Below are 18,490 nucleotides of genomic sequence, written 5' to 3'. Positions count from 1 at the left end.
CACGTCAGAAAAGTGTGCCCTCTTCGGGGCCCTCGAGCTCCTTCAGCAGCTCCGGGCCGTTGTTGCGGACGTTGCTGACGGCCGTGGAGACCGGGTAGGCGCGCATCAGGCCCGGCGGGGGCGGGGCGAGGAGATCGCGCAGGTCGTCGAGGTCGGTGCGGGAGGGGTCGAGCCAGGAGTCCCAGCGGTCAGGCGTCAGCATCAGCGGCATCCGGGGGTGGATCTCGGCGAGCGCGTGCGGTCCCTCGGCGGGGGCCACGGCGAGGGGGCTCGTCTCGGCCTCCGTGGTGATGACGGAGCAGGTCACCCACCAGGACTGCGGGTGGTCGTCCGGCAGGGTCTTGTCCCGCCAGAACTCGTACAGCCCGGCCATCGCGAAGACCGACCCGTCGGCGGGCAGCACGAAGTAGGGCTGCTTGCGGGGCCGCTTCTTCTTCCCCTCGACCTCCAGGTCCCGCTCGCCCTTGCCGGTGACCCACTCGTAGTAGCCGTCGGCGGGGATGATGCAGCGCCTCGACATGAAGGCCTTCTTGTACGACGGCTTCTCGTGGACGGTCTCCGCGCGGGCGTTGATCATCCGCGCCCCGCCCTCGGGGGTCTTCGACCAGCTCGGCACGAGCCCCCACTTCAGCTTCCGCAGCTGCCGAACCGGTCGCGGGTCCGCCACGTCCTTAAGAGGGCGGTCGAGGACGGCGTAGACCTCCTTGGTCGGGGCCACGTTGTAGTCGGGCGCCAGGGTCTCCTCCGGCTCCCACTTCTCGATCTCAAAGATTCCTGCGAGATCCTCTGGCCCACGACTTGCTGCATACCGTCCGCACATACGTGCCACACTGCCAGATTCGACGAGACCTACGGGAGCCACCGCCGACAATGGACAGCACCGCTATCGCCTCGCTCTCCTCCCTCTGGGACAGGGTCTTCGGCACCCAGCCCGACCCCGACATGTGGGTGGTGATCGCGACCCTCGTCGCCGCGCTCGCCGTGATCGTCCCGCAGGGTCTGTGGCGCCTCTTCCGCAACGCCATCACCATCGCCCACGAGGGCGGCCACGGCCTGGTCGCGCTCCTCACCGGCCGCCGGCTCACGGGCATACGCCTGCACTCCGACACCAGCGGCCTCACCGTCAGCCGCGGCAAGCCGCACGGCCTCGGCATGATCCTCACCGCGGCCGCCGGTTACACCGCTCCCCCACTCCTCGGCCTCGGCGGTGCGGCCCTGCTCGCCGCGGGCCACATCACCCTGCTGCTGTGGCTGGCGACGGCCCTGCTGGTGGCCATGCTGGTGATGATCCGCAACGCGTACGGCGCCCTGACGGTGGTGCTGACGGGCGGCACGTTCCTGCTGGTGTCGTGGCTGGCGGGACCGCAGGTGCAGGCGGCGTTCGCGTATGCGGTGGTGTGGTTCCTGTTGGTGGGCGGGGTGCGACCGGCGTTCGAGCTGCAGGCGAAGAGGATGCGGGGCGGAGCCGGGGACTCGGACGCGGACCAGCTGTCGCGACTCACACACGTACCGGCGGGACTCTGGCTGTTCCTGTTCCACGCGGTGAGCTTGTGCTCGCTCATAGGTGGGGGACGTTGGTTGCTGGCGGTATGACCAGCTGCCTTCAGAGGCGCGGGACTGTGAATTTGCGGCTCCGCCGCGGCGCGCGACCAGCCACGATGGCGCCGCACCCGTACGACGGCCTGTACAACCCCCTGCTACTAAAGTGAACCCATGGCCCAAAACCCCGCCGCACAAACCGCCCTCTGGCCCGCCCCCCACGCGAGCGGAGCCGTCGACGCGACGGTCCACGTGCCGGGGTCCAAGTCGGTCACCAACCGCGCCCTCGTCCTTGCCGCCCTGGCGAGCGAACCGGGCTGGCTGCGCCGCCCCCTCCGCTCCCGCGACACCCTGCTGATGGCCGGCGCCCTGCGCGCCATGGGCGTCGCCATCGAGGAGGGCGTGGGCCCCGACGGCACCGGCGAGACCTGGCGCGTCCTCCCCACCGGCCTGCACGGCCCGGCCACGGTCGACGTCGGCAACGCCGGCACCGTGATGCGCTTCCTGCCCCCCGTCGCCGCCCTCGCCGACGGCGAAATCCGCTTCGACGGCGACCCGAGGTCGTACGAGCGCCCCCTGAACGGCGTCATCGACGCCCTGCGCGTCCTCGGCGCCCGTATCGACGACGACGCCCGCGGCACGCTGCCGCTGACCGTGCACGGGGGCGGGGCGCTGGACGGCGGCCCCGTGGAGATCGACGCGTCCTCGTCCTCCCAGTTCGTGAGCGCCCTCCTGCTGTCCGGCCCGCGCTTCAACCAGGGCGTGGAGGTCCGTCACGTCGGCTCCTCGCTGCCCTCCCTGCCGCACATCCGTATGACCGTGGACATGCTGCGCGCGGTCGGCGCCCAGGTGGACACCCCGGAGTCGGGCGGCGAGCCCAACGTGTGGCGGGTGACGCCGGGTGCGCTGCTCGGCCGGGACCTGACCATCGAGCCCGACCTGTCCAACGCGCAGCCCTTCCTCGCCGCCGCCCTGGTCACCGGCGGCAAGGTCGTGATCCCCGACTGGCCGGCCCGTACCACCCAGCCCGGCGACAAGCTGCGGGAGATCTTCACCGAAATGGGCGGTTCCTGCGAACTCACCGAGTACGGGCTGGAGTTCACCGGTTCGGGTGCGATCCACGGTATCGACGTGGACCTGGGCGAGGTCGGCGAGCTGACCCCGGGCATCGCGGCGGTCGCCGCCCTCGCGGACTCACCGTCCACCCTCCGGGGCGTGGCCCACCTGCGGCTGCACGAGACGGACCGGCTGGCCGCGCTCACCAAGGAGATCAACGAGCTCGGCGGTGACGTCACCGAGACCGCCGACGGCCTGCACATCCGCCCGCGCAAGCTGCACGGCGGGATCTTCCACACGTACGAGGACCACCGCATGGCGACGGCCGGCGCGATCATCGGTCTCGCGGTCGAGGGCGTGCAGATCGAGAACGTGGCGACGACGGCGAAGACCCTGCCGGACTTCCCCGACCTGTGGACCGGGATGCTCGGGGCGTAGGGACTTCCGCCATGCGCCGCTACGGCAAGCACACCGACGAGGACGACATCCGCTCCCGCCCGAACCGCAAGGGCAACCGGCCCCGTACGAACATCCGGCCCAAGCACGAGGACGCCGCCGAGGGCATGGTCCTCACCGTCGACCGGGGCCGCCTGACCTGCCTGGTCGACGATCGGATCGTACTGGCGATGAAGGCCCGCGAACTGGGCCGCAAGGCGGCGGTGGTCGGCGACCGGGTGGCCCTGGTCGGCGATCTGTCCGGCAACAAGGACACGCTCGCGAGGATCGTCCGCATCGAGGAGCGCACCTCGCTGCTGCGCCGCACGGCGGACGACGACGACCCGTACGAGCGCGTGGTCGTGGCGAACGCCGACCAGCTGGCGATCGTCACCGCCCTCGCCGATCCCGAGCCGCGCCCGCGCCTGATCGACCGCTGCCTGGTCGCGGCGTACGACGGCGGGCTCACCCCGCTGCTGGTCCTCACCAAGTCGGATCTGGCCTCCCCCGACGAACTCCTGGAGCTGTACGGGACGCTGGGTGTGCCCTACGTCGTGACCAGCCGCGAGGAACTGGAGAGCGGAGACGCGGTGGAGCGCGTACGCAAGCAACTGGACGGCAAGATCACGGCGTTCGTCGGCCACTCCGGCGTGGGCAAGACGACCCTGGTCAACGCGCTCGTGTCGCAGGAGCGGCGGCGCAGCACCGGCCATGTCAACGCCGTGACGGGCCGCGGCCGGCACACCACGACGTCTGCGCGCGCGATCCCCCTGCCGGACACCAGCGGCTGGGTGGTCGACACCCCGGGCGTACGGTCCTTCGGTCTGCACCACATCGACCCGTCCCGTGTCATCCACGCCTTCCCGGACCTCGAACCCGGCACGGAGGGCTGCCCCCGCGCCTGCAGTCACGACGAGCCGGACTGCGCGCTGGACGAGTGGGTGGCCGAGGGCCACGCGGATCCGGCGCGCCTGTACTCGCTGCGCCGGCTGCTGGCGACGAGGGAGCGCAAGGAGGGCGACTGACCTCCGCGTTGTTTGTGGGGCCGCGAGTCCGGTAAGTGCATAATCGCACCGAGCCGGACATACGGGAGGACAGCACATGGCGTGGCTGCTGGTGGTGGTGGCCGGGTTGCTCGAAACGGGTTTCGCCGTGTGCCTCAAGCTCTCCCACGGCTTCACCCGCCTGTGGCCGACGATCGCGTTCTGCATCTTCGCCCTGGGCAGCTTCGGCCTCCTGACCCTCTCCCTGAAGAAACTCGACGTCGGCCCCGCCTACGCGGTGTGGACCGGTATCGGCGCTGCGGGCACGGCGATCTACGGCATGATCTTCCTCGGCGACCTGGTGTCGACCCTGAAGATCGTCTCGATCAGCCTGGTCATCGTGGGCGTCATCGGCCTGCAGCTCTCCGGTTCCTCCCACTAGACGACCTGGCGTACGCGCGAGAAGTGGCACGCCACCCCGTCCCCGTCGAACTCCGGCACCTCATGGGCACACCGATTTCCGCTCCTCCTCGGCGAGCGTGGCGTACAGCGGGCAGCGCGCATGGAAGCGGCAGGCCGTCGCAGCGGAGGGTCGGGCTCGGTGGATCGCCGGGCAGCAGGCTCCGCGTCCGCTGCCGCCCTCGTTCCCGCTTCGGGTCGGGCTGGGGTACTGCGGAGAGCAGGGCCTGGGTGTAGGGGTGGCGGGGGCGTTCGAAGACCTCGTCGACGGGGCCCGCCTCGACCGTACGGCCGAGGCCGAGTTCCTCCTTGAGGCGCTGCAGCAGCTCCAGCACCCCTGCCTGGGCGGAGACGTCCAGCGCCGAGGCCGGCTCGTCGAGGACGAGGAGTTCCGGTTCGACGGACAGGGCGCGGGCGATGCCGATGCGCTGGCGCTGCGGTGGAGGGCGTGGACGCGGCCAGCGGGTCCTGGAAAACCATGGCCGCGGTTGCCGCGGATCCGGGTCAACTCCCGTTACCCGGCGCCGACGCGCTCCTGCCCGTCGAGCCGTACGGAGCCTCGTCCGACGGCGTTGCACGGCAGCAGATCGAACGCGGCGGGCGCGGTCGCCGACTTGTCGGACCCCGACTCCCCGACCGGGCCCAGGACTTCGCCCCGCTCCAGTGCGAGGCCGACCCCCCGCACGGCCGGTCTGGCGTCGAAGTCGACGTCCGGACCGCTCACTTCGAGCAGTGGACGCAGCAAACTCATCGGGACGCCCCTTCGAGGTCGGGTCGAGCGCGTCCCGCAGCTGGGCCCTCGGCCACTCCATCCCGCTCTACCAGCGGCCGGAGATCTCGCCGAACGTTCCGACCTGGAGAACTCCGACTGGCGGACCGCGACTACCCGAAGGTGAGCCGCCTGAAGTGGCCGACCGGCTCACGTAGTTGGTCGGATCGGGCAGCCGTCACACCATCTGCCGCGGCAGCGCCGTCCGCACCAGCTCCCCCACCCCGCCCTCACCCGGCGGCGCCGCCACGCACGACAGCGCCAGCCGGACGACCAGTTCGCAGGAGCGGGCCAGGTCCGCGGCGTCCGACTTGGGCGTCCCGGGCCCGGCCAGCACCGCCACGGCCCGGTCGCGGACGATCGCCACGAAGTCGCTGGGCGAGGGCAGCGGGCCGTCCGCCCGCCGCTGCGCCGGCACGGCCGAGGAGGACGGCACCGCGGACAGCGTCGGCGAGGGCAGGCGCTCGCTCCAGCAGCCGGTGAGCATGGCCCGTACGAGCCCGTTCTCGCGGGCCGTGGCCGCGGTCCACTCGGCGGTGGCGGTCAGCCGTTCGCGGGCGTCGCCGTGCGTGGCGAGCGCACGCTCGACGCCGGCGAGATAGCCGTCCGCCTCCCTTCTCACCAGCGCCCGGGCAAGGCCCTCCTTGCTGCCGAACTCGTTGTAGAGGGTCTGCCGGGACACTCCGGCCGCCGCGGCCACGTCCACCATCCGTACGGCGGACCACGGTCGGCGCGCCAGCGCCGTGTACGCGGCGTCCAGTAGGGATTCCCGCGCTGCAGGCATCATCGCCTCCCTGGGGCGAGCGGCTCTGCGCCCAGATTTGACGCGCACGGGGGCACTGTCAAGGGTTCGCGAGCGCACTCGGGGGCGCCCTTCGGGCACCGTGTGCCGCCACCCCGTCGATCACCGTGTGCCGCCAAGTGCGGCCAAACCGTGAGCAAGGCCCGGTGGCCCCGTGCCGACCTCGCCGGATAGCGTTCGTTCCATGCCGGACTACCTCGACGATCTCCGTTTCGCCCACGTCCTCGCGGACGCCGCCGACGCGGCAACGATGTCGCGCTTCAAGGCCCTCGACCTCAAGGTCGAGACGAAGCCGGACATGACTCCAGTGAGCGAAGCGGACAAGGCGGCGGAAGAAATCATCCGCGGCCACCTCCAGCGCTCCCGCCCCCGGGACGCGATCCTCGGCGAGGAGTACGGCGTCCAGGGCACCGGCCCCCGCCGCTGGGTGGTCGACCCGATCGACGGCACCAAGAACTACGTACGGGGCGTCCCCGTCTGGGCCACGCTCATCTCCCTGACGGAGGCCGCCGAGGGCGGCTACCAGCCCGTCATCGGCGTGGTCTCCGCCCCCGCGCTGGGCCGCCGCTGGTGGGCCGCCAAGGGTCACGGCGCGTTCACCGGCCGCAGCCTCACCTCGGCCTCCCGCCTGCACGTCTCCCGTGTCTCGAAGCTGCAGGACGCCTCCTTCGCGTACTCCTCGCTCTCCGGCTGGGAGGAGCGGGGCCGCCTGAACGGCTTCCTGGACCTGACCCGGGAGGTGTGGCGCACGCGCGCGTACGGCGACTTCTGGCCCTACATGCTGGTCGCCGAGGGCGCGGTCGACATCTGCGCCGAGCCGGAGCTCTCCCTGTGGGACATGGCCGCCAACGCGATCGTCGTGACCGAGGCGGGCGGCTCCTTCACCGGCCTCGACGGCCGCCCGGGCCCGCACAGCGGCAACGCGGCCGCGTCGAACGGCCTGCTCCACGACGAGCTGCTGGGGTATCTCAACCAGCGCTACTGATCCACCCGGCGCTACTGAGCAGTACCCGTAAAGACACAGATGAGCGCGTGCGCCCTCAATTGGCCGCACGCGCCCTCTTGTTGACCCCCGCTTTACCTGCGACTCTGAGAGTCCCCCCACTTGTGAACTTGTGAATCCCTGAACAAAGTGGATTCCTTTGGAGGTGGCTCCGTCCATGCTCGTCCGCGACGCCATGAGCACGGTGGTTCTGACCATCGGCCCCGACCACACCCTCCGCCAGGCCGCCGCCCTGATGTCCGCACGCAGGGTCGGCGCGGCCGTGGTCCTCGACCCCGACGCCGGCGGCATCGGCATCCTCACCGAACGCGACATCCTCAACTCGGTCGGCCTCGGCCAGGACCCGGACTCCGAACGCGCCCACGCCCACACCACCAACGACGTCGTCTTCGCCGCCCCGTCCTGGACGCTGGAGGAGGCGGCACACGCCATGGCCCACGGCGGCTTCCGCCACCTCATCGTCCTCGACCGCGGCGAGCCCGCGGGCATCGTCTCGGTCCGCGACATCATCCGCTGCTGGGCGCCGGCCCGACAGCACGTGCCCGCCTGAGCACGCAGGGGGACCAGAAAACTACATTGGACTTGATCCAAGTCGAGCAGGCATCCAAACTCACACCTGTTCGGAAAATGGTCCCCCTGCTGTTAGGCTGGGCTTCATGAGCGACCTTCTGGAACGACTGCGCGGCCGCGGATGGCGGATGACCGCGCAGCGGCGTGTCGTGGCCGAGGTCCTCGACGGCGAACACGTCCATCTGACGGCCGACGAGGTCCACTCCCGGGCCGTCGCCAAGCTGCCGGAGATCTCCCGGGCCACCGTGTACAACACCCTCGGCGAGCTGGTCTCCCTCGGCGAGGTGCTCGAGGTCTCCACGGACAAGCGCGCCAAGCGGTACGACCCGAACGCGCACCGGCCGCACCACCACCTGGTCTGCGCCCAGTGCGGCGCGATCCGCGACGTCCACCCGAGCGGCAACCCGCTCGCCGACCTCCCCGACTCGGAGCGCTTCGGCTTCAAGGTCTCCGACGTCGAGGTCACCTACCGCGGCATCTGCCCGAACTGCGCGGCGGCGTAGCACTTCCACCGAAGCCCCGGCCCCTTCTGGGCGCCGGGGCTTCGTGCTGTCTACAGGCTTCCCGAATCTGACGGTCCGTCATATCGTCGTGCGGCACCCCCCTCTCCGTACCGAACTCCGCAAGGAGCAACCGTGGGAGATCCGCACCCAAAACTCCACGCCACCGATCTGACCCGTACCTTCGGCCGTCCACCCCACACCGTCGACGCCCTCGGCCCGCTCGATCTCACCGTCGCCCCGGGCGAGTTCGTCTGCCTGGTCGGCCCGTCGGGCTGCGGCAAGTCGACGCTGCTGCGCATCGCCGCGGGCCTGCTCCGCCCGAGCACGGGCACCCTGACGATCCGCACCGACAGCCCGCGTCCGGCGGCCATGATCTTCCAGGACTACGGCATCTACGACTGGAAGTCGGTCCGCGCCAACGTCCGTTTCGGCCTGGACATCGGCCGCGTCCCGCGCCGCGAGGCGAACGCACGCGCCGACACCTGGCTGGCCCGTATGGGCCTGTCCGACTTCGCCCACGCCTACCCGGCGACCCTGTCGGGCGGCATGCGCCAGCGTGTGGCGATAGCCCGTGCGCTCGCCGTCGAGCCCGAACTCCTGCTGATGGACGAGCCGTTCGCGGCGCTCGACGCCCAACTCCGCACGATCCTCCAGGACGAACTCCTGGAGCTCACCCAAACGACCCGCACCACAACGCTGTTCATCACGCACAGCCTGGAGGAGGCCATCGTCCTCGGCGACCGCGTTCTCGTGATGTCCGCCCGCCCGGGCCGGATCATCGCCGAACACCGCCCGCCGTACCCGCGGCCGCGCACCGGCGACATACGCACCATGCCCTCGTTCACGGCCCTGAAGAGCGAGCTGTGGGACCTGCTGCGGAAGGAGGCTGCACCGGCATGACCACCATTGCCCCGGACCGGGAATCGGTCCTGGTACGCCGCCCGGGCCCGGAGGAACTCCACCCCGTACGCGCCCACCGCCGCAGGCGGGCCCTGGAGGTGTCCCTGGCGGCAGCCGTCCCGGTCCTCCTGGTCCTCCTGTGGCAGCTGGCCGCCGCCCGGGCCTGGATCGACAGCCGCGTCTACCCGGCCCCGTCCACGATCCTCGCCGACGGCTGGGACCGGGCCGCGGCCGGCGAGTTGTGGCCGGACGTGTGGGCGACGCTCAAGCGCGTCCTGGCGGGCTATGCGATCGGTACGGTGGCGGGCTACGCGCTCGGCCTCCTGATGGGCTCCCTGTCCCTGGTCCGCGCGGCCCTCGAGCCCCTCCTGGACGCCCTGTACGTCGTCCCGAAGCTGGCCCTGCTGCCGATCTTCCTCAACATGTTCGGCCTGGGCGAGGGTCCGCAGGTGGCCCTGGTGGCGGCGACGGTCTTCTTCTTCGTCTGGATCTCCACGATGTCGGCGGTGATCGCGGTCCCGTCCGGCCACCGCGACGCGGGCCGCGTCTTCGGGGCCTCCCCCTGGCAGATGTTCCGGCACGTCCTGCTGCCCGCCTCGCTCCCCTCCGTCCTGGTCGGCGCGCGGATTGCGGCGGGCGTGGCGGTACTGGTGATCGTCGCCTCGGAACAGATCGCCGCGACCAACGGCCTGGGCCACCTGATCTTCGACTCCCGCGCACTGTTCCAGAACGACGTGATGTTCGTCGGCATCGTCTGCGTGGCCGTACTCGGGGTGCTCTTCTCCGAACTGGTGCGGATCGCGGGCCGCTTGCTGACCCCATGGGCACCACGCGACCGCGGAAGGGGCCAGTCATGAGAAGGCGCACGTACGGCGGTGCGGTCGCCATGGTCGCCGCGCTGCTCGCGTCGGCGGCCTGCTCCTCGTCACCGTACTCGGACGACACCGGAGCGAAGGCAGGCGCCGGAGCCCGCACGATCCGCCCGGTCGACGGCTGCGGCAAGACGTCCTGGACAAACCCCGCCGACCTCTCGGCGGACCGCGTACCGGCCCGCTGCGAGGCGCTCGCCCCCGCCGCACAGCCCCTCCCCAGGACACGGAAGCTGACGATCGCGACGGGAACACTGAGCGCCGAGTACGTGGCCCCGCTCGAAGTCGCGCTGGACAAGGGCGAGTTCAAGGCGGAGGGCCTGGACGTCACGCTCAAGGTGCTGCCGACGCCGGACGCACTGCCGCTGTTGGCCAAGGGCGACATCGACGCGCTCTGGGCGGCCCCGGAGGCGGCGGTCATGAACGGCATCAAGGGCGGCTTCGACATCAAGTGGGTCGCGGGGAACTTCTCACCGGACCCGAAGTCGAAGAGCGGCCTGTGGGCACGGCTGAAGAAGGGCGAGACCGCGACGCAGGTCCCGATGGCGGGCCGCACGCTCGGCACGATGATCGGCAAGGGTTCCGTGATCGCGTACCCCATGCAGAAGGCCCTCGCCCGGCACGGCGGCGGCCTGGACAAGATCCAGTACCGGCAGCTGGGCTCCGCGGACGTCCTCACCGCGCTGCAGAACGGCGGCGTCGACTCGGCCTGGCTCCTGGACCCGGTCTGGCGCAAGGTCGACGGCAAGGCGGGCTACGCCTTCCTCGGCGGCCAGCCGCCGGGCGAACCACTGGGCGGCATGCTGTACGGCCGCACGCTGCTGAACGACGACGTGGACGCGGGCGTGGCCCTGCTCAGGGCCTACATCCGCACGGTGAACACGTACTTCGCGTCGAACTACAAACAGGACGCGAGCTTCGTCACATATCTGTCCAAGCTCCTGAAAATCGACAAGTCGATCCTGAAGTCCACCCCGCCCCTCCGCATGGACTGGGAGATCCGCAAGAACACCACGACCCGCCTGCAGTCCGCCTACGCGGCCCAGGGCGCCGAGCAGGGAGACCCGGTCCCGGAGTCGAAGACGGTGAACCGCGCCTTGTACGAAGAAGCGGTGGGACACATCCCGTAGTTCCGCGAATACACCAAGGGCCGGAGTCCAGTGACTGGACTCCGGCCCTTGGCCTTGAGTAGCGGGGACAGGATTTGAACCTGCGACCTCTGGGTTATGAGCCCAGCGAGCTACCGAGCTGCTCCACCCCGCGTCGGTGAACTGAACGTTACGTGAAGGACGCGGCCAGAAGCAAATCGCTTTCCGGGGCCTCGACGGCCCCGGCTGCAGGCAGTCTGCCACCGCTTACGCAGTCAGCTCCTGCCGCAGAGCGTCCCGCAGCCGCGTGGCCCGCTCGGACACCGCCGCCGGCCCCAGCGTCACCGCCCGGTCCGCCCACCGCTGTCCTTCCGCCAGTTCTCCCCGACGCGCGTAGACCAGGGCCAGCCGGAGCGCCGCCCGCCCGTGCCCCGCGTCGGCGGCCCGCGTCCACCACACCGCGGCCTCGGGCTCACTCCCCTCCCGGGCCAGCAGCAGTCCGAGATTGAAGGCGCCGTTGCGGGACCCGGCCTCGGCCGCCGTCCGGTACCACCGGGCCGCCTCCACCACGTCCCCCCGGGCCGCCGCCATCATTCCCACCCGCACCTGCGCACGCCGATGCCCCTGGGAAGCAGCCCGCTCGTACCACTCCTCGCACTCGCTCTTCTCGTGCGCGGGCTCCCCGAGCTCATGGGCGGGCTCCGGCGGCCGGCGCGCATCGAGCACGGTCGCCAGCCGGTACGCCGCCTCCGCGCTGCCGCCTCCGGCCGCACACCGCAGATGCCGCTCGGCCGCCGGCTCGTCCCCGTCCCGCAGCCGGGCGATGCCGACCTGCAGCGCCGCCTCCGTGTGCCCGGCGGCAGCGGCGCGCTCGTACCACCGCAGCGCGTCCGCGTCCTCACCGCGCCCGGCGTTCAGAATCCCCAGGTTGAACGCGGCGTCGACGCTCCCCGCCTCGGCGGCCTTGGAGAACCACGGCTCGGCGCCCGTGGCGTCACCGCCCTGCAGCAGCAGAATGGCGAGCGCGTTCGCCGCCTCCCGGTGCCCGGCGTATGCGGCCCGCCGGTACCACTGCTCGGCCTGCGCGGTCCGGCTCTGCTCGGCGCAGAGCAGCCCCAGGTTGTACGCGCCGTTGTCGTCGCCGGCGTCCATCGCCGCCCGGTACCACCGCTCGGCGGTCTGCGTCTCGCCGCGCTCGGCGTGCAGCGCGCCCAGCGCGTTGGCCGCGTTGCCGTCGCCGTCCTGCGCGGCCCTGAGCCACCACACGGCGGCGCTCTCGGTGTCCCCGGCGTCGCGCAGCAGGAAGCCCAGCGCGCACGCGGCCCGTGCCTCGCCGTCCTTCGCGGAGGTCAGGTACCAGCGCCCGGCCTCCTTGAGCTCCCCGCGCTTCTCCAGGATCGCCCCGAGGTGCAGCGCGGCCCTGCGGTGCCCGCGCGCGGCGGCCTGCCGGTAGAACTGCTCGGCCTGGGCCAGCAGTTCGACACCGTTGTCAGACCCGCCCTCGCCCTCAGCCACGGCCCGGCGATCAAGCACGCGCGCCAGCCGGTACGCCGCCTCCCGGTGCCCCCGCTCCGCGGCGGCCCGCATCCAGTCCTCGGCCCCGCCGCCCCCGCGGTGCTCCAGCAGATCGGCGAGTGCGTACGCCCCCAGGGCGTGCCCCTGCTCGGCGGACTGCCGCAGCCAGTACTCGGCGGCAGGCTCGTCCCCGCGCTCGCGGTGGTGCCGCCCCAGCGCATGCGCGGCCGCGGCGGACCCGGCGACGGCGGCGATCCGCCACCATCCGGCGGCCTCGTCGGCGTATCCGCGCTGATGAAGAAGAACCCCCAGGTTGTTGGCGGCGGCGCGGTCGCCCGCGGCGGTGGCGGCACGCAGATGGGGCTCGGCTCCGTCGAGATCACCGCGGCGCAGCAGCATGGCCCCGAGGACACTCATCGCCTCGACGTCGCCGGCCTCGGCGGCGAGCCGCTGACGAACTTCCTCGACGGCCTCCTCAGCCACCTCCCCGGCTTCGCCCGGTTCGGAAGGCTGCACAAATCGCCCCGTCTCGAACAGAGTTGCCTTGTCCCCCATAACGTCCATCGTCGCACCACCTGCAACCTGGGTACACCTGGTATACCGCAGCCAGTGAGGTCACTTCAGCGTTTTGTCGACATGCCCACAGAGAGACAAGTCAAACACAGTTCGCCCAACTCCCCACGGCGGCACGTCCATCCCCCGGGTCGGCACATGCGTTCGCACACGTCGAAGGCCCGGATCCTTGAGGATCCGGGCCTTCGACTGCAGTAGCGGGGACAGGATTTGAACCTGCGACCTCTGGGTTATGAGCCCAGCGAGCTACCGAGCTGCTCCACCCCGCGTCGTTGTTCGGCAACCGTATCACGACGCGGGGTGGGCCCTTGATCAGCCGCTGCCGGAGCTCTTGCTCGGGCTCGGACTGCTGCTCGGCTTACTGCTGGGACTGCTGCTCGGGCTCGGGCTGCTGCTGCCCGTGCCGCTGGTCTTGTCGGCCTTGGCCTGCGCCTCCTCGGCCCGCTTGAGCGCGGCCTCGAGGTCCTTCTGCGCCTCGCCGTAGGCCTCCCAGTCGTTCTTCTTCAGGGCTTCCTGGCCGGCGTCGAAGGCCTTCTGGGCGTCCTTCAGCGCCTGTTGCACCGTGGGATTGGTGGACGTCGGCGGTTTGGTGGTCCCCTCGTCCGGTGGCGTGGTGGTCGAACCCTCGGCTCCGAAGACCTTGTTGAGGGCCTGCCCGAGCGTGTCCTCGAAGGCGTAGCTGGTGCCGTAACTCACCAGGACCTTCCGCAGGAGCGGGTACTTGAGTCCACCACCGCGTACGTAGACCGGCTCCACGTAGAGCAGTCCTCCGTCGAGTGGCACCGCCAGCAGGTTGCCGTACTCGACGTCCGAATGGCCTCTGCTCAGCAGGCTGATGGTCTCGGCGATGTCCTGTTCGGAGTTGAACTGACTCTGAACCTGTTTGGGCCCGTTGACCGTTGTGTCCGTCGGCAGTTTCAGGAGTCTGATCTTGCCGTAGTCGGGTGTGCCCGCCTCGGAGTCGACCGCCATGAACGCGCTGAGGTTGTCACGGCCGTTGGGCGTGAAGGTGGTCGTCAGCGAGAACGCCTGCGCCGGCTGGTCGGGCATCTTCATGCTCAGGTAGTACGGCGGCACCGCGTTGCCCGACTTGTTGGTCGGGTCGTCCGGCACCTGCCACACCTCCGAACCGCTCAGGAACGTCTGCGCGTTGGTGACGTGGTAGCGGCTGAGCAGCTCGCGCTGGACCTTGAACAGGTCCTGCGGGTACCGCAGATGGGCCATCAGGTCGTTCGAGATGGCGGTCCGCGGCTTCACCGTGCCCGGGAAGGCCTTCATCCAGGTCTTCAGGACCGGGTCCTCGGTGTCCCACTGGTAGAGGTTGACCTGGCCGGTGTACGCGTCGACGGTCGCCTTCACCGAGTTGCGGATGTAGTTGACCTGGTTCTGCTGGGCCACCACCGCGCGCGAGGTGTTCGTCGCGGTCAGCGAGTCGGCCGTCGTGTCACCGAGGGTCGTACGAGAGGCGTACGGGTATCCGTTGGTCGTCGTGTACGCGTCGACGATCCACTGGATGCGGTGGTTCACCACCGCCGGGTAGGCGTCGCCGTCGATGGTCAGCCAGGGCGCCACCGCCTCGACGCGCTCCTTGGGGGTGCGGTTGTACAGGATCCGCGAACCCTCGCCGATCGCACCGGAGTAGAGGATCTGCGGCTCGTTGAACGCCACCGCGTACGCGGCCCGGTTGATCGGGTTGGCGAGGTTGACGCCGCTCTTGGCGGTGTAGCTGGTGGTCTTCTCGCCGTTGTCGTCGGAGTAGTCGATCTCCTTCTGGGGACCGCCGACGATGGAGTAGGTGGTGGTCTTCTCGCCGTAGTAGACCCGCTGCTGGTACGTGCCCAGGTCGCCCTTGGACGGCAGGTTGTACTCGGTGAAGACCGGGCGGCCCTCGGAGTCGGCCTCGGTGCCCTTGGCGGCGACCACGCCGTATCCGTGGGTGTAGCGGAAGTGGTCGTTGATCCAGTTGTTCTTCGGGATGCCGTTGAGGTTCAGCTCCCGCAGACCGATGACCGTGTCCTGGTCCTTGCCGTCCTTGGAGTACCGGTCGACGTCGAGGTTGGTCGGGAACGCGTAGTAGTTGCGCATCTGCTGGAGCTGCTGGAACGTCGGTGAGACGACGTTCGGGTCCATGATCCGGATGCTTGCCGCGGCATCGACGTCGTCACGCAGCTTGGTCTTGTCCTTGGTCGTACTCGTCCCCGAGTACTCCGTGACCTTCGTGTCGTCGATGCCGTACGCCTCACGCGTCGCCTTCAGGTTCTTCTGGACGTACGGCGCTTCCTTGGCCTGCTCGTTGGGCTGGACCTGGAACTTCTGGACGATCGCCGGGTAGAGCCCGCCGATCAGGATCGCCGAGAGCACCATCAGGCCGAAGCCGATCACGGGCAGCTGCCAGGTGCGCCGCCACAGGGTGGCGAAGAACAGCAGCGCGCAGATGACGGCGATGCAGAAGAGGATGGTCTTGGCCGGCAGGTAGGCGTTCGCGTCGACGTACCTGAGGCCCGTCCAGTTGTCCGTGGCCTTGAAGTCGCTGGACTTGACCGCGAGTCCGTACCGGTCGAGCCAGTACGCGACGGCCTTCAGGGCGACGAAGATGCCGAGCAGCACCGAGAGATGACCGGTGGCGGCGGCGGTGGCACGCGCGCCCGGGGAGGTGATCCTGAGGCCGCCGTACAGGTAGTGGGTGAGCGCGGCGGCGATCAGGGAGAGGATCGCGGCGGCGAAGCCGAAGCCGACCAGGAAGCGGTACCAGGGCAGGTCGAAGGTGTAGAAGGAGATGTCGAGGTGGAACTGCGGGTCCTTCTGGTGGAAGGGCACGCCGTTGACCCACATCAGCCAGGTGCGCCACTGGCTCGACGCCGAGGCGCCGGCGATCAGCCCGACGAGCGAGGTGAGCCCGAGCAGCAGCCACTTCTTGTACGGCGCGATGCCCATCCGGTAGCGGTCGAGGCTCTGCTGCTCCATCGACATGGCGCTCAGCGGCGGCCGCAGGCGGTGCGCCAGCCAGATGTTGAAGCCGACCGCGAGAGCCATCAGCAGGCCGAAGACGAAGAACAGTCCGATCTTCGTCCACAGCGTGGTCGTGAAGACGGACGAGTACTTCACGGAGCGGTACCAGAGCCAGTCCGTCCAGAAGCCCGCGAACATGGTGAACGCCATACCGAGCACGGCAAGGACGCCCAGTGTCATGAGCAGGGTCCGGACGCGCCGGGACGGGCGGCCCACTCTGATCCGTGGCCCCGTCGGGCCTCCGCCGCGGTCCGGCATCTGGAAAGCCAAGGTGCGCACCTCGAAGTCGCTGTCGGTTCGTCAGGCCCGCGTGTTCGTGGACCTTCCGTGGCCCCCCGTGATCGTGGGCCCACACCTATGCAACTTACTCACCGTTTACTCGGTTCCCGATTCCGGCCATGAACGAGGCAGGATTGTGACCATGTCCAACACACCCATGGCAGCGAGCCCGCTCACCCGGGCCGTACTCGAGATCGACGAGTACGCCTCCGGCCTCGGCTGGGACCAGCCCGCCCGCCTCTTCGCCCTCGTAGACACCGCTCGGCTGCGGGCCCAGGAACCCGCGCTCGCGGCCCAGCTCGGTCTGGAGGACGAGTCCGAGAGCGCCGGTCTCACCCCGATCGAGCAGGAGGAGATCCCGGCCGGCAAGGCGCTGGACGAGTTCCTCGCCACGATCGCCTGGCCCGACGCGGTGGCCGGCTGCGCGCTCACGGTGGAGCGGCTGATGCTGCCGCCGTCCGCCGAGGCGTCCGTCCCTCAGGGCCTGGACGAGGCCCGGCTGGCGAAGTGGGTGGCCGAGCATCCGGACCGTCAGGAGGTCCGGATGACGGTGGCGGTCCTGCGGGACGGTGCCCGTGACTCGGCGCTGCGCCTGCGCGAGAAGGACACCCCGACGGAGGTCCTCACGGGCGGGGACCTGGTGCCGGGTCTGGCCCAGGCGCTGGCGGCGACGTTCGAGGAGTAGCCGGTCCGGCTACTTCGCCGTGCACTTCGGCAGGTCGGCGGTGTTGCCGCTGCGGATGTCCTTGAGCGCGCCGAGGGCGTCGTCGATGGTGCTCACCTTGACGAGCCTGAGGCCACTCGGGGTGTCCTTGGCGGCGGCCGCGCAGTTCTCGGCGGGGGTCAGGAAGTACCGGGCGCCCTTGTTGCGGGCGCCGACCGTCTTCATCTCGATGCCGCCGATGGGGCCGACCTTGCCGTCGTCGTCGATCGTCCCGGTGCCGGCGACGAACCTGCCGCCGGTGAGGCTGCCCGGCGTGAGCTTGTCGTAGATGCCGAGCGAGAACATCAGGCCGGCGCTCGGTCCGCCGACGTCGGCGAGCTTGATGTCGATGGTGAACGGGAACGTGTGGTCCGTCCCGGCGGAGATCCCGACGATGGCGCGCTTCTTGCCGCTGTCGTGAGAGGTCGTCGACGTCATGGTGATGTTCTGGGTCTTGGTCGCCGTCTTGTTCTTCTTCTCGGCGGCGGCCTGCTCCTTGGCCGGCACGACCGTGAAGACGACGTCCTCGCCGGGCTTGTGCTTGGTCACGAGCTTCGCCACGTCGCCCGGTTCCTTCACGGCGGTGCCGTCGACGGCCTTGATCACGTCTCCGGCGTGCAGCTTGCCCTCGGCCGGCGAGTCCTTCACCACGGTCGAGACGATCACGAAGGACTTCACCGGGATGCCGAGTTCCTTCAGGGCGGCGACCTTGGCGCTCTCCTGGGACTGGCTGAACTCCTCGGCGTTCTCCTGGGTCGACTGTTCCTCGGTCTTGCCGTCGGGGTAGAGGGTGTCGTGCGGCACGACCTTGTAGTCGTGCGCGAGCCACCCGTAGACGGCCTCGACCAGGTTCATGTTGTAGTCGGCGCTGGTGACCCGCACGGTGGTCATGTTCAGGTTGCCGCTGGTCGCATAGGTCTTGTGCCCGGAGATCTGCAGCACCGGCTCGCCGTCGTGGTCGCCGAGCGTGTTCACGGTCGGCCCGGGGGACATCTCCGAGTACGGCACGGTGATGAACACTCCCGCGCACAGGAGCGCGATCAGCATCAGGGTGGAGGCGAGCATCGTCGCGGTGCGGCGTGGCATGCCAAGACAGTACGGGACGGGTCTGTCAGCGCACCGTCAGCCCCACCTCTGTCATGTACCGGTGTGGGACTTCTCCATGGCTTCGCGGAAGCGTGCGTACCCGTCGAGCTCGGGTCCGTCGCTGCGCATCTTGCGGGTGCGGTTGGCCCAACTGCCCCACACACCGGCGCCTATCGCAGCGAGGAGAGGAATCAACAACCAGACGAGCGCCCCCATGCCGACCTCCGACCCCAGCGGGCAACCGCAAAGAACTGACTGATCAGCAGATTAACCAGCCACACTGACAACGCTCGCGTCAGGGGTGCGGTTACGCAACCGGAAACATGCGGAGGTCACGCAGGCGGGGGCA

Annotated in this window: 18 protein-coding genes and 2 tRNA genes; 11 read left to right on the top strand and 9 right to left on the bottom strand. The window is 70.0% G+C overall.

What is annotated here, in order from left to right; genetic code table 11:
• Positions 1–4: 4 nt before the first annotated feature.
• The gene (locus ABZ880_RS20035) at positions 5–820 is read right to left on the bottom strand and encodes an SOS response-associated peptidase (RefSeq protein ID WP_361264435.1); all 816 of its coding nucleotides are present in this window, start codon (positions 818–820) and stop codon (positions 5–7) included.
• Positions 821–870: 50 nt separating this feature from the next.
• Here ABZ880_RS20035 and ABZ880_RS20030 point away from each other — a divergent pair, with 50 nt between their 5' ends.
• The 4 genes from ABZ880_RS20030 to ABZ880_RS20015 all read left to right on the top strand — a co-directional run bounded on the left by ABZ880_RS20030 (position 871) and on the right by ABZ880_RS20015 (position 4,455).
• Positions 871–1,593: a M50 family metallopeptidase gene (locus ABZ880_RS20030; protein WP_361264432.1), complete on the top strand. Its 723-nt coding sequence runs from the start codon at positions 871–873 to the stop codon at positions 1,591–1,593.
• Between the two features lie 120 nt (positions 1,594–1,713).
• Positions 1,714–3,033: a 3-phosphoshikimate 1-carboxyvinyltransferase gene (gene aroA, locus ABZ880_RS20025; RefSeq protein WP_361264430.1), complete on the top strand. Its 1,320-nt coding sequence runs from the start codon at positions 1,714–1,716 to the stop codon at positions 3,031–3,033.
• An 11-nt stretch (positions 3,034–3,044) separates the two neighbouring features.
• Positions 3,045–4,055 (top strand): ribosome small subunit-dependent GTPase A, encoded by a 1,011-nt coding sequence (rsgA, locus tag ABZ880_RS20020; RefSeq protein WP_361264427.1) that lies wholly within the window; start codon positions 3,045–3,047, stop codon positions 4,053–4,055.
• Positions 4,056–4,131: 76 nt separating this feature from the next.
• Positions 4,132–4,455, top strand: coding sequence for a multidrug efflux SMR transporter (locus ABZ880_RS20015; RefSeq protein ID WP_361264425.1), 324 nt, complete (start codon positions 4,132–4,134; stop codon positions 4,453–4,455).
• Here the strand turns inward: ABZ880_RS20015 and ABZ880_RS20010 are convergent.
• From ABZ880_RS20010 to ABZ880_RS20000, 3 genes are all read right to left on the bottom strand, one after another.
• A complete protein-coding gene (locus tag ABZ880_RS20010) occupies positions 4,421–4,807 on the bottom strand; it encodes an oligopeptide/dipeptide ABC transporter ATP-binding protein (protein ID WP_361264422.1) in 387 nt (128 codons plus the stop codon). The genes ABZ880_RS20015 and ABZ880_RS20010 overlap by 35 nt on opposite strands.
• Before the next feature lie 179 nt (positions 4,808–4,986).
• Positions 4,987–5,223, bottom strand: a complete 237-nt coding sequence (locus ABZ880_RS20005) for a hypothetical protein (protein ID WP_361264419.1) — start codon at positions 5,221–5,223, stop codon at positions 4,987–4,989.
• A gap of 196 nt (positions 5,224–5,419) precedes the next feature.
• Entirely contained in the window at positions 5,420–6,028 is a 609-nt protein-coding gene (locus tag ABZ880_RS20000) for a TetR/AcrR family transcriptional regulator (protein WP_361264417.1), read from the bottom strand.
• A 199-nt stretch (positions 6,029–6,227) separates the two neighbouring features.
• Here ABZ880_RS20000 and hisN point away from each other — a divergent pair, with 199 nt between their 5' ends.
• The 6 genes from hisN to ABZ880_RS19970 all read left to right on the top strand — a co-directional run bounded on the left by hisN (position 6,228) and on the right by ABZ880_RS19970 (position 11,018).
• The gene (gene hisN / locus ABZ880_RS19995; protein ID WP_361264414.1) at positions 6,228–7,028 is read left to right on the top strand and encodes a histidinol-phosphatase; all 801 of its coding nucleotides are present in this window, start codon (positions 6,228–6,230) and stop codon (positions 7,026–7,028) included.
• Positions 7,029–7,203: 175 nt separating this feature from the next.
• Positions 7,204–7,596, top strand: coding sequence for a CBS domain-containing protein (locus tag ABZ880_RS19990; RefSeq protein WP_361264411.1), 393 nt, complete (start codon positions 7,204–7,206; stop codon positions 7,594–7,596).
• 106 nt (positions 7,597–7,702) lie between these two features.
• Positions 7,703–8,119: a Fur family transcriptional regulator gene (locus ABZ880_RS19985; protein WP_275781022.1), complete on the top strand. Its 417-nt coding sequence runs from the start codon at positions 7,703–7,705 to the stop codon at positions 8,117–8,119.
• 132 nt (positions 8,120–8,251) lie between these two features.
• On the top strand, positions 8,252–9,019 hold the full coding sequence (locus ABZ880_RS19980) for an ABC transporter ATP-binding protein (RefSeq protein ID WP_361264407.1): 768 nt from the start codon (positions 8,252–8,254) through the stop codon (positions 9,017–9,019).
• Positions 9,016–9,876, top strand: a complete 861-nt coding sequence (locus ABZ880_RS19975) for an ABC transporter permease (protein WP_361264404.1) — start codon at positions 9,016–9,018, stop codon at positions 9,874–9,876. The genes ABZ880_RS19980 and ABZ880_RS19975 overlap by 4 nt, the downstream gene beginning before the upstream one ends.
• Positions 9,873–11,018 carry an ABC transporter substrate-binding protein gene (locus ABZ880_RS19970; RefSeq protein ID WP_361264401.1) on the top strand — a complete coding sequence of 382 codons (1,146 nt, stop codon included), beginning with the start codon at positions 9,873–9,875 and terminating at the stop codon, positions 11,016–11,018. Before ABZ880_RS19975 ends, ABZ880_RS19970 begins: the two co-directional genes overlap by 4 nt.
• Positions 11,019–11,077: 59 nt before the next feature.
• Here ABZ880_RS19970 and ABZ880_RS19965 read toward each other — a convergent pair.
• The 4 genes from ABZ880_RS19965 to ABZ880_RS19950 form a co-directional block, all read right to left on the bottom strand.
• Positions 11,078–11,151, bottom strand: a tRNA-Met gene (locus ABZ880_RS19965).
• Positions 11,152–11,243: 92 nt separating this feature from the next.
• The gene (locus tag ABZ880_RS19960; RefSeq protein WP_361264398.1) at positions 11,244–13,055 is read right to left on the bottom strand and encodes a tetratricopeptide repeat protein; all 1,812 of its coding nucleotides are present in this window, start codon (positions 13,053–13,055) and stop codon (positions 11,244–11,246) included.
• A 204-nt stretch (positions 13,056–13,259) separates the two neighbouring features.
• Positions 13,260–13,333, bottom strand: a tRNA-Met gene (locus ABZ880_RS19955).
• A gap of 43 nt (positions 13,334–13,376) precedes the next feature.
• A complete protein-coding gene (locus tag ABZ880_RS19950) occupies positions 13,377–16,331 on the bottom strand; it encodes a UPF0182 family protein (protein ID WP_361264972.1) in 2,955 nt (984 codons plus the stop codon).
• Between the two features lie 163 nt (positions 16,332–16,494).
• Here ABZ880_RS19950 and ABZ880_RS19945 point away from each other — a divergent pair, with 163 nt between their 5' ends.
• Positions 16,495–17,037: a PPA1309 family protein gene (locus tag ABZ880_RS19945; protein ID WP_361264396.1), complete on the top strand. Its 543-nt coding sequence runs from the start codon at positions 16,495–16,497 to the stop codon at positions 17,035–17,037.
• Positions 17,038–17,046: 9 nt separating this feature from the next.
• Here ABZ880_RS19945 and ABZ880_RS19940 read toward each other — a convergent pair whose 3' ends face one another.
• On the bottom strand, positions 17,047–18,141 hold the full coding sequence (locus ABZ880_RS19940; RefSeq protein ID WP_361264394.1) for a PDZ domain-containing protein: 1,095 nt from the start codon (positions 18,139–18,141) through the stop codon (positions 17,047–17,049).
• Between the last annotated feature and the right edge of the window lie 349 nt (positions 18,142–18,490).

The sequence above is a fragment of the Streptomyces sp. NPDC047043 genome, from assembly GCF_040644055.1.
In the GTDB taxonomy this organism is placed as follows: Bacteria; Actinomycetota; Actinomycetes; order Streptomycetales; family Streptomycetaceae; genus Streptomyces.
Note: the sequence above shows the minus strand (reverse complement) of the source record. Positions and strands in the feature narration are given on the sequence as shown.

What these genes read in the sequence shown, in the direction of transcription:
- ABZ880_RS20035 (WP_361264435.1), bottom strand. Translation starts at nt 820, where the DNA reads ATGTGCGGACGGTATGCAGCAAGTCGTGGGCCAGAGGATCTCGCAGGA.
- ABZ880_RS20030 (WP_361264432.1), top strand. Translation starts at nt 871, where the DNA reads ATGGACAGCACCGCTATCGCCTCGCTCTCCTCCCTCTGGGACAGGGTC.
- aroA (WP_361264430.1), top strand. Translation starts at nt 1,714, where the DNA reads ATGGCCCAAAACCCCGCCGCACAAACCGCCCTCTGGCCCGCCCCCCAC.
- rsgA (WP_361264427.1), top strand. Translation starts at nt 3,045, where the DNA reads ATGCGCCGCTACGGCAAGCACACCGACGAGGACGACATCCGCTCCCGC.
- ABZ880_RS20015 (WP_361264425.1), top strand. Translation starts at nt 4,132, where the DNA reads ATGGCGTGGCTGCTGGTGGTGGTGGCCGGGTTGCTCGAAACGGGTTTC.
- ABZ880_RS20005 (WP_361264419.1), bottom strand. Translation starts at nt 5,223, where the DNA reads ATGAGTTTGCTGCGTCCACTGCTCGAAGTGAGCGGTCCGGACGTCGAC.
- ABZ880_RS20000 (WP_361264417.1), bottom strand. Translation starts at nt 6,028, where the DNA reads ATGATGCCTGCAGCGCGGGAATCCCTACTGGACGCCGCGTACACGGCG.
- hisN (WP_361264414.1), top strand. Translation starts at nt 6,228, where the DNA reads ATGCCGGACTACCTCGACGATCTCCGTTTCGCCCACGTCCTCGCGGAC.
- ABZ880_RS19990 (WP_361264411.1), top strand. Translation starts at nt 7,204, where the DNA reads ATGCTCGTCCGCGACGCCATGAGCACGGTGGTTCTGACCATCGGCCCC.
- ABZ880_RS19985 (WP_275781022.1), top strand. Translation starts at nt 7,703, where the DNA reads ATGAGCGACCTTCTGGAACGACTGCGCGGCCGCGGATGGCGGATGACC.
- ABZ880_RS19975 (WP_361264404.1), top strand. Translation starts at nt 9,016, where the DNA reads ATGACCACCATTGCCCCGGACCGGGAATCGGTCCTGGTACGCCGCCCG.
- ABZ880_RS19970 (WP_361264401.1), top strand. Translation starts at nt 9,873, where the DNA reads ATGAGAAGGCGCACGTACGGCGGTGCGGTCGCCATGGTCGCCGCGCTG.
- ABZ880_RS19960 (WP_361264398.1), bottom strand. Translation starts at nt 13,055, where the DNA reads ATGGACGTTATGGGGGACAAGGCAACTCTGTTCGAGACGGGGCGATTT.
- ABZ880_RS19950 (WP_361264972.1), bottom strand. Translation starts at nt 16,331, where the DNA reads ATGCCGGACCGCGGCGGAGGCCCGACGGGGCCACGGATCAGAGTGGGC.
- ABZ880_RS19945 (WP_361264396.1), top strand. Translation starts at nt 16,495, where the DNA reads ATGTCCAACACACCCATGGCAGCGAGCCCGCTCACCCGGGCCGTACTC.
- ABZ880_RS19940 (WP_361264394.1), bottom strand. Translation starts at nt 18,141, where the DNA reads ATGCCACGCCGCACCGCGACGATGCTCGCCTCCACCCTGATGCTGATC.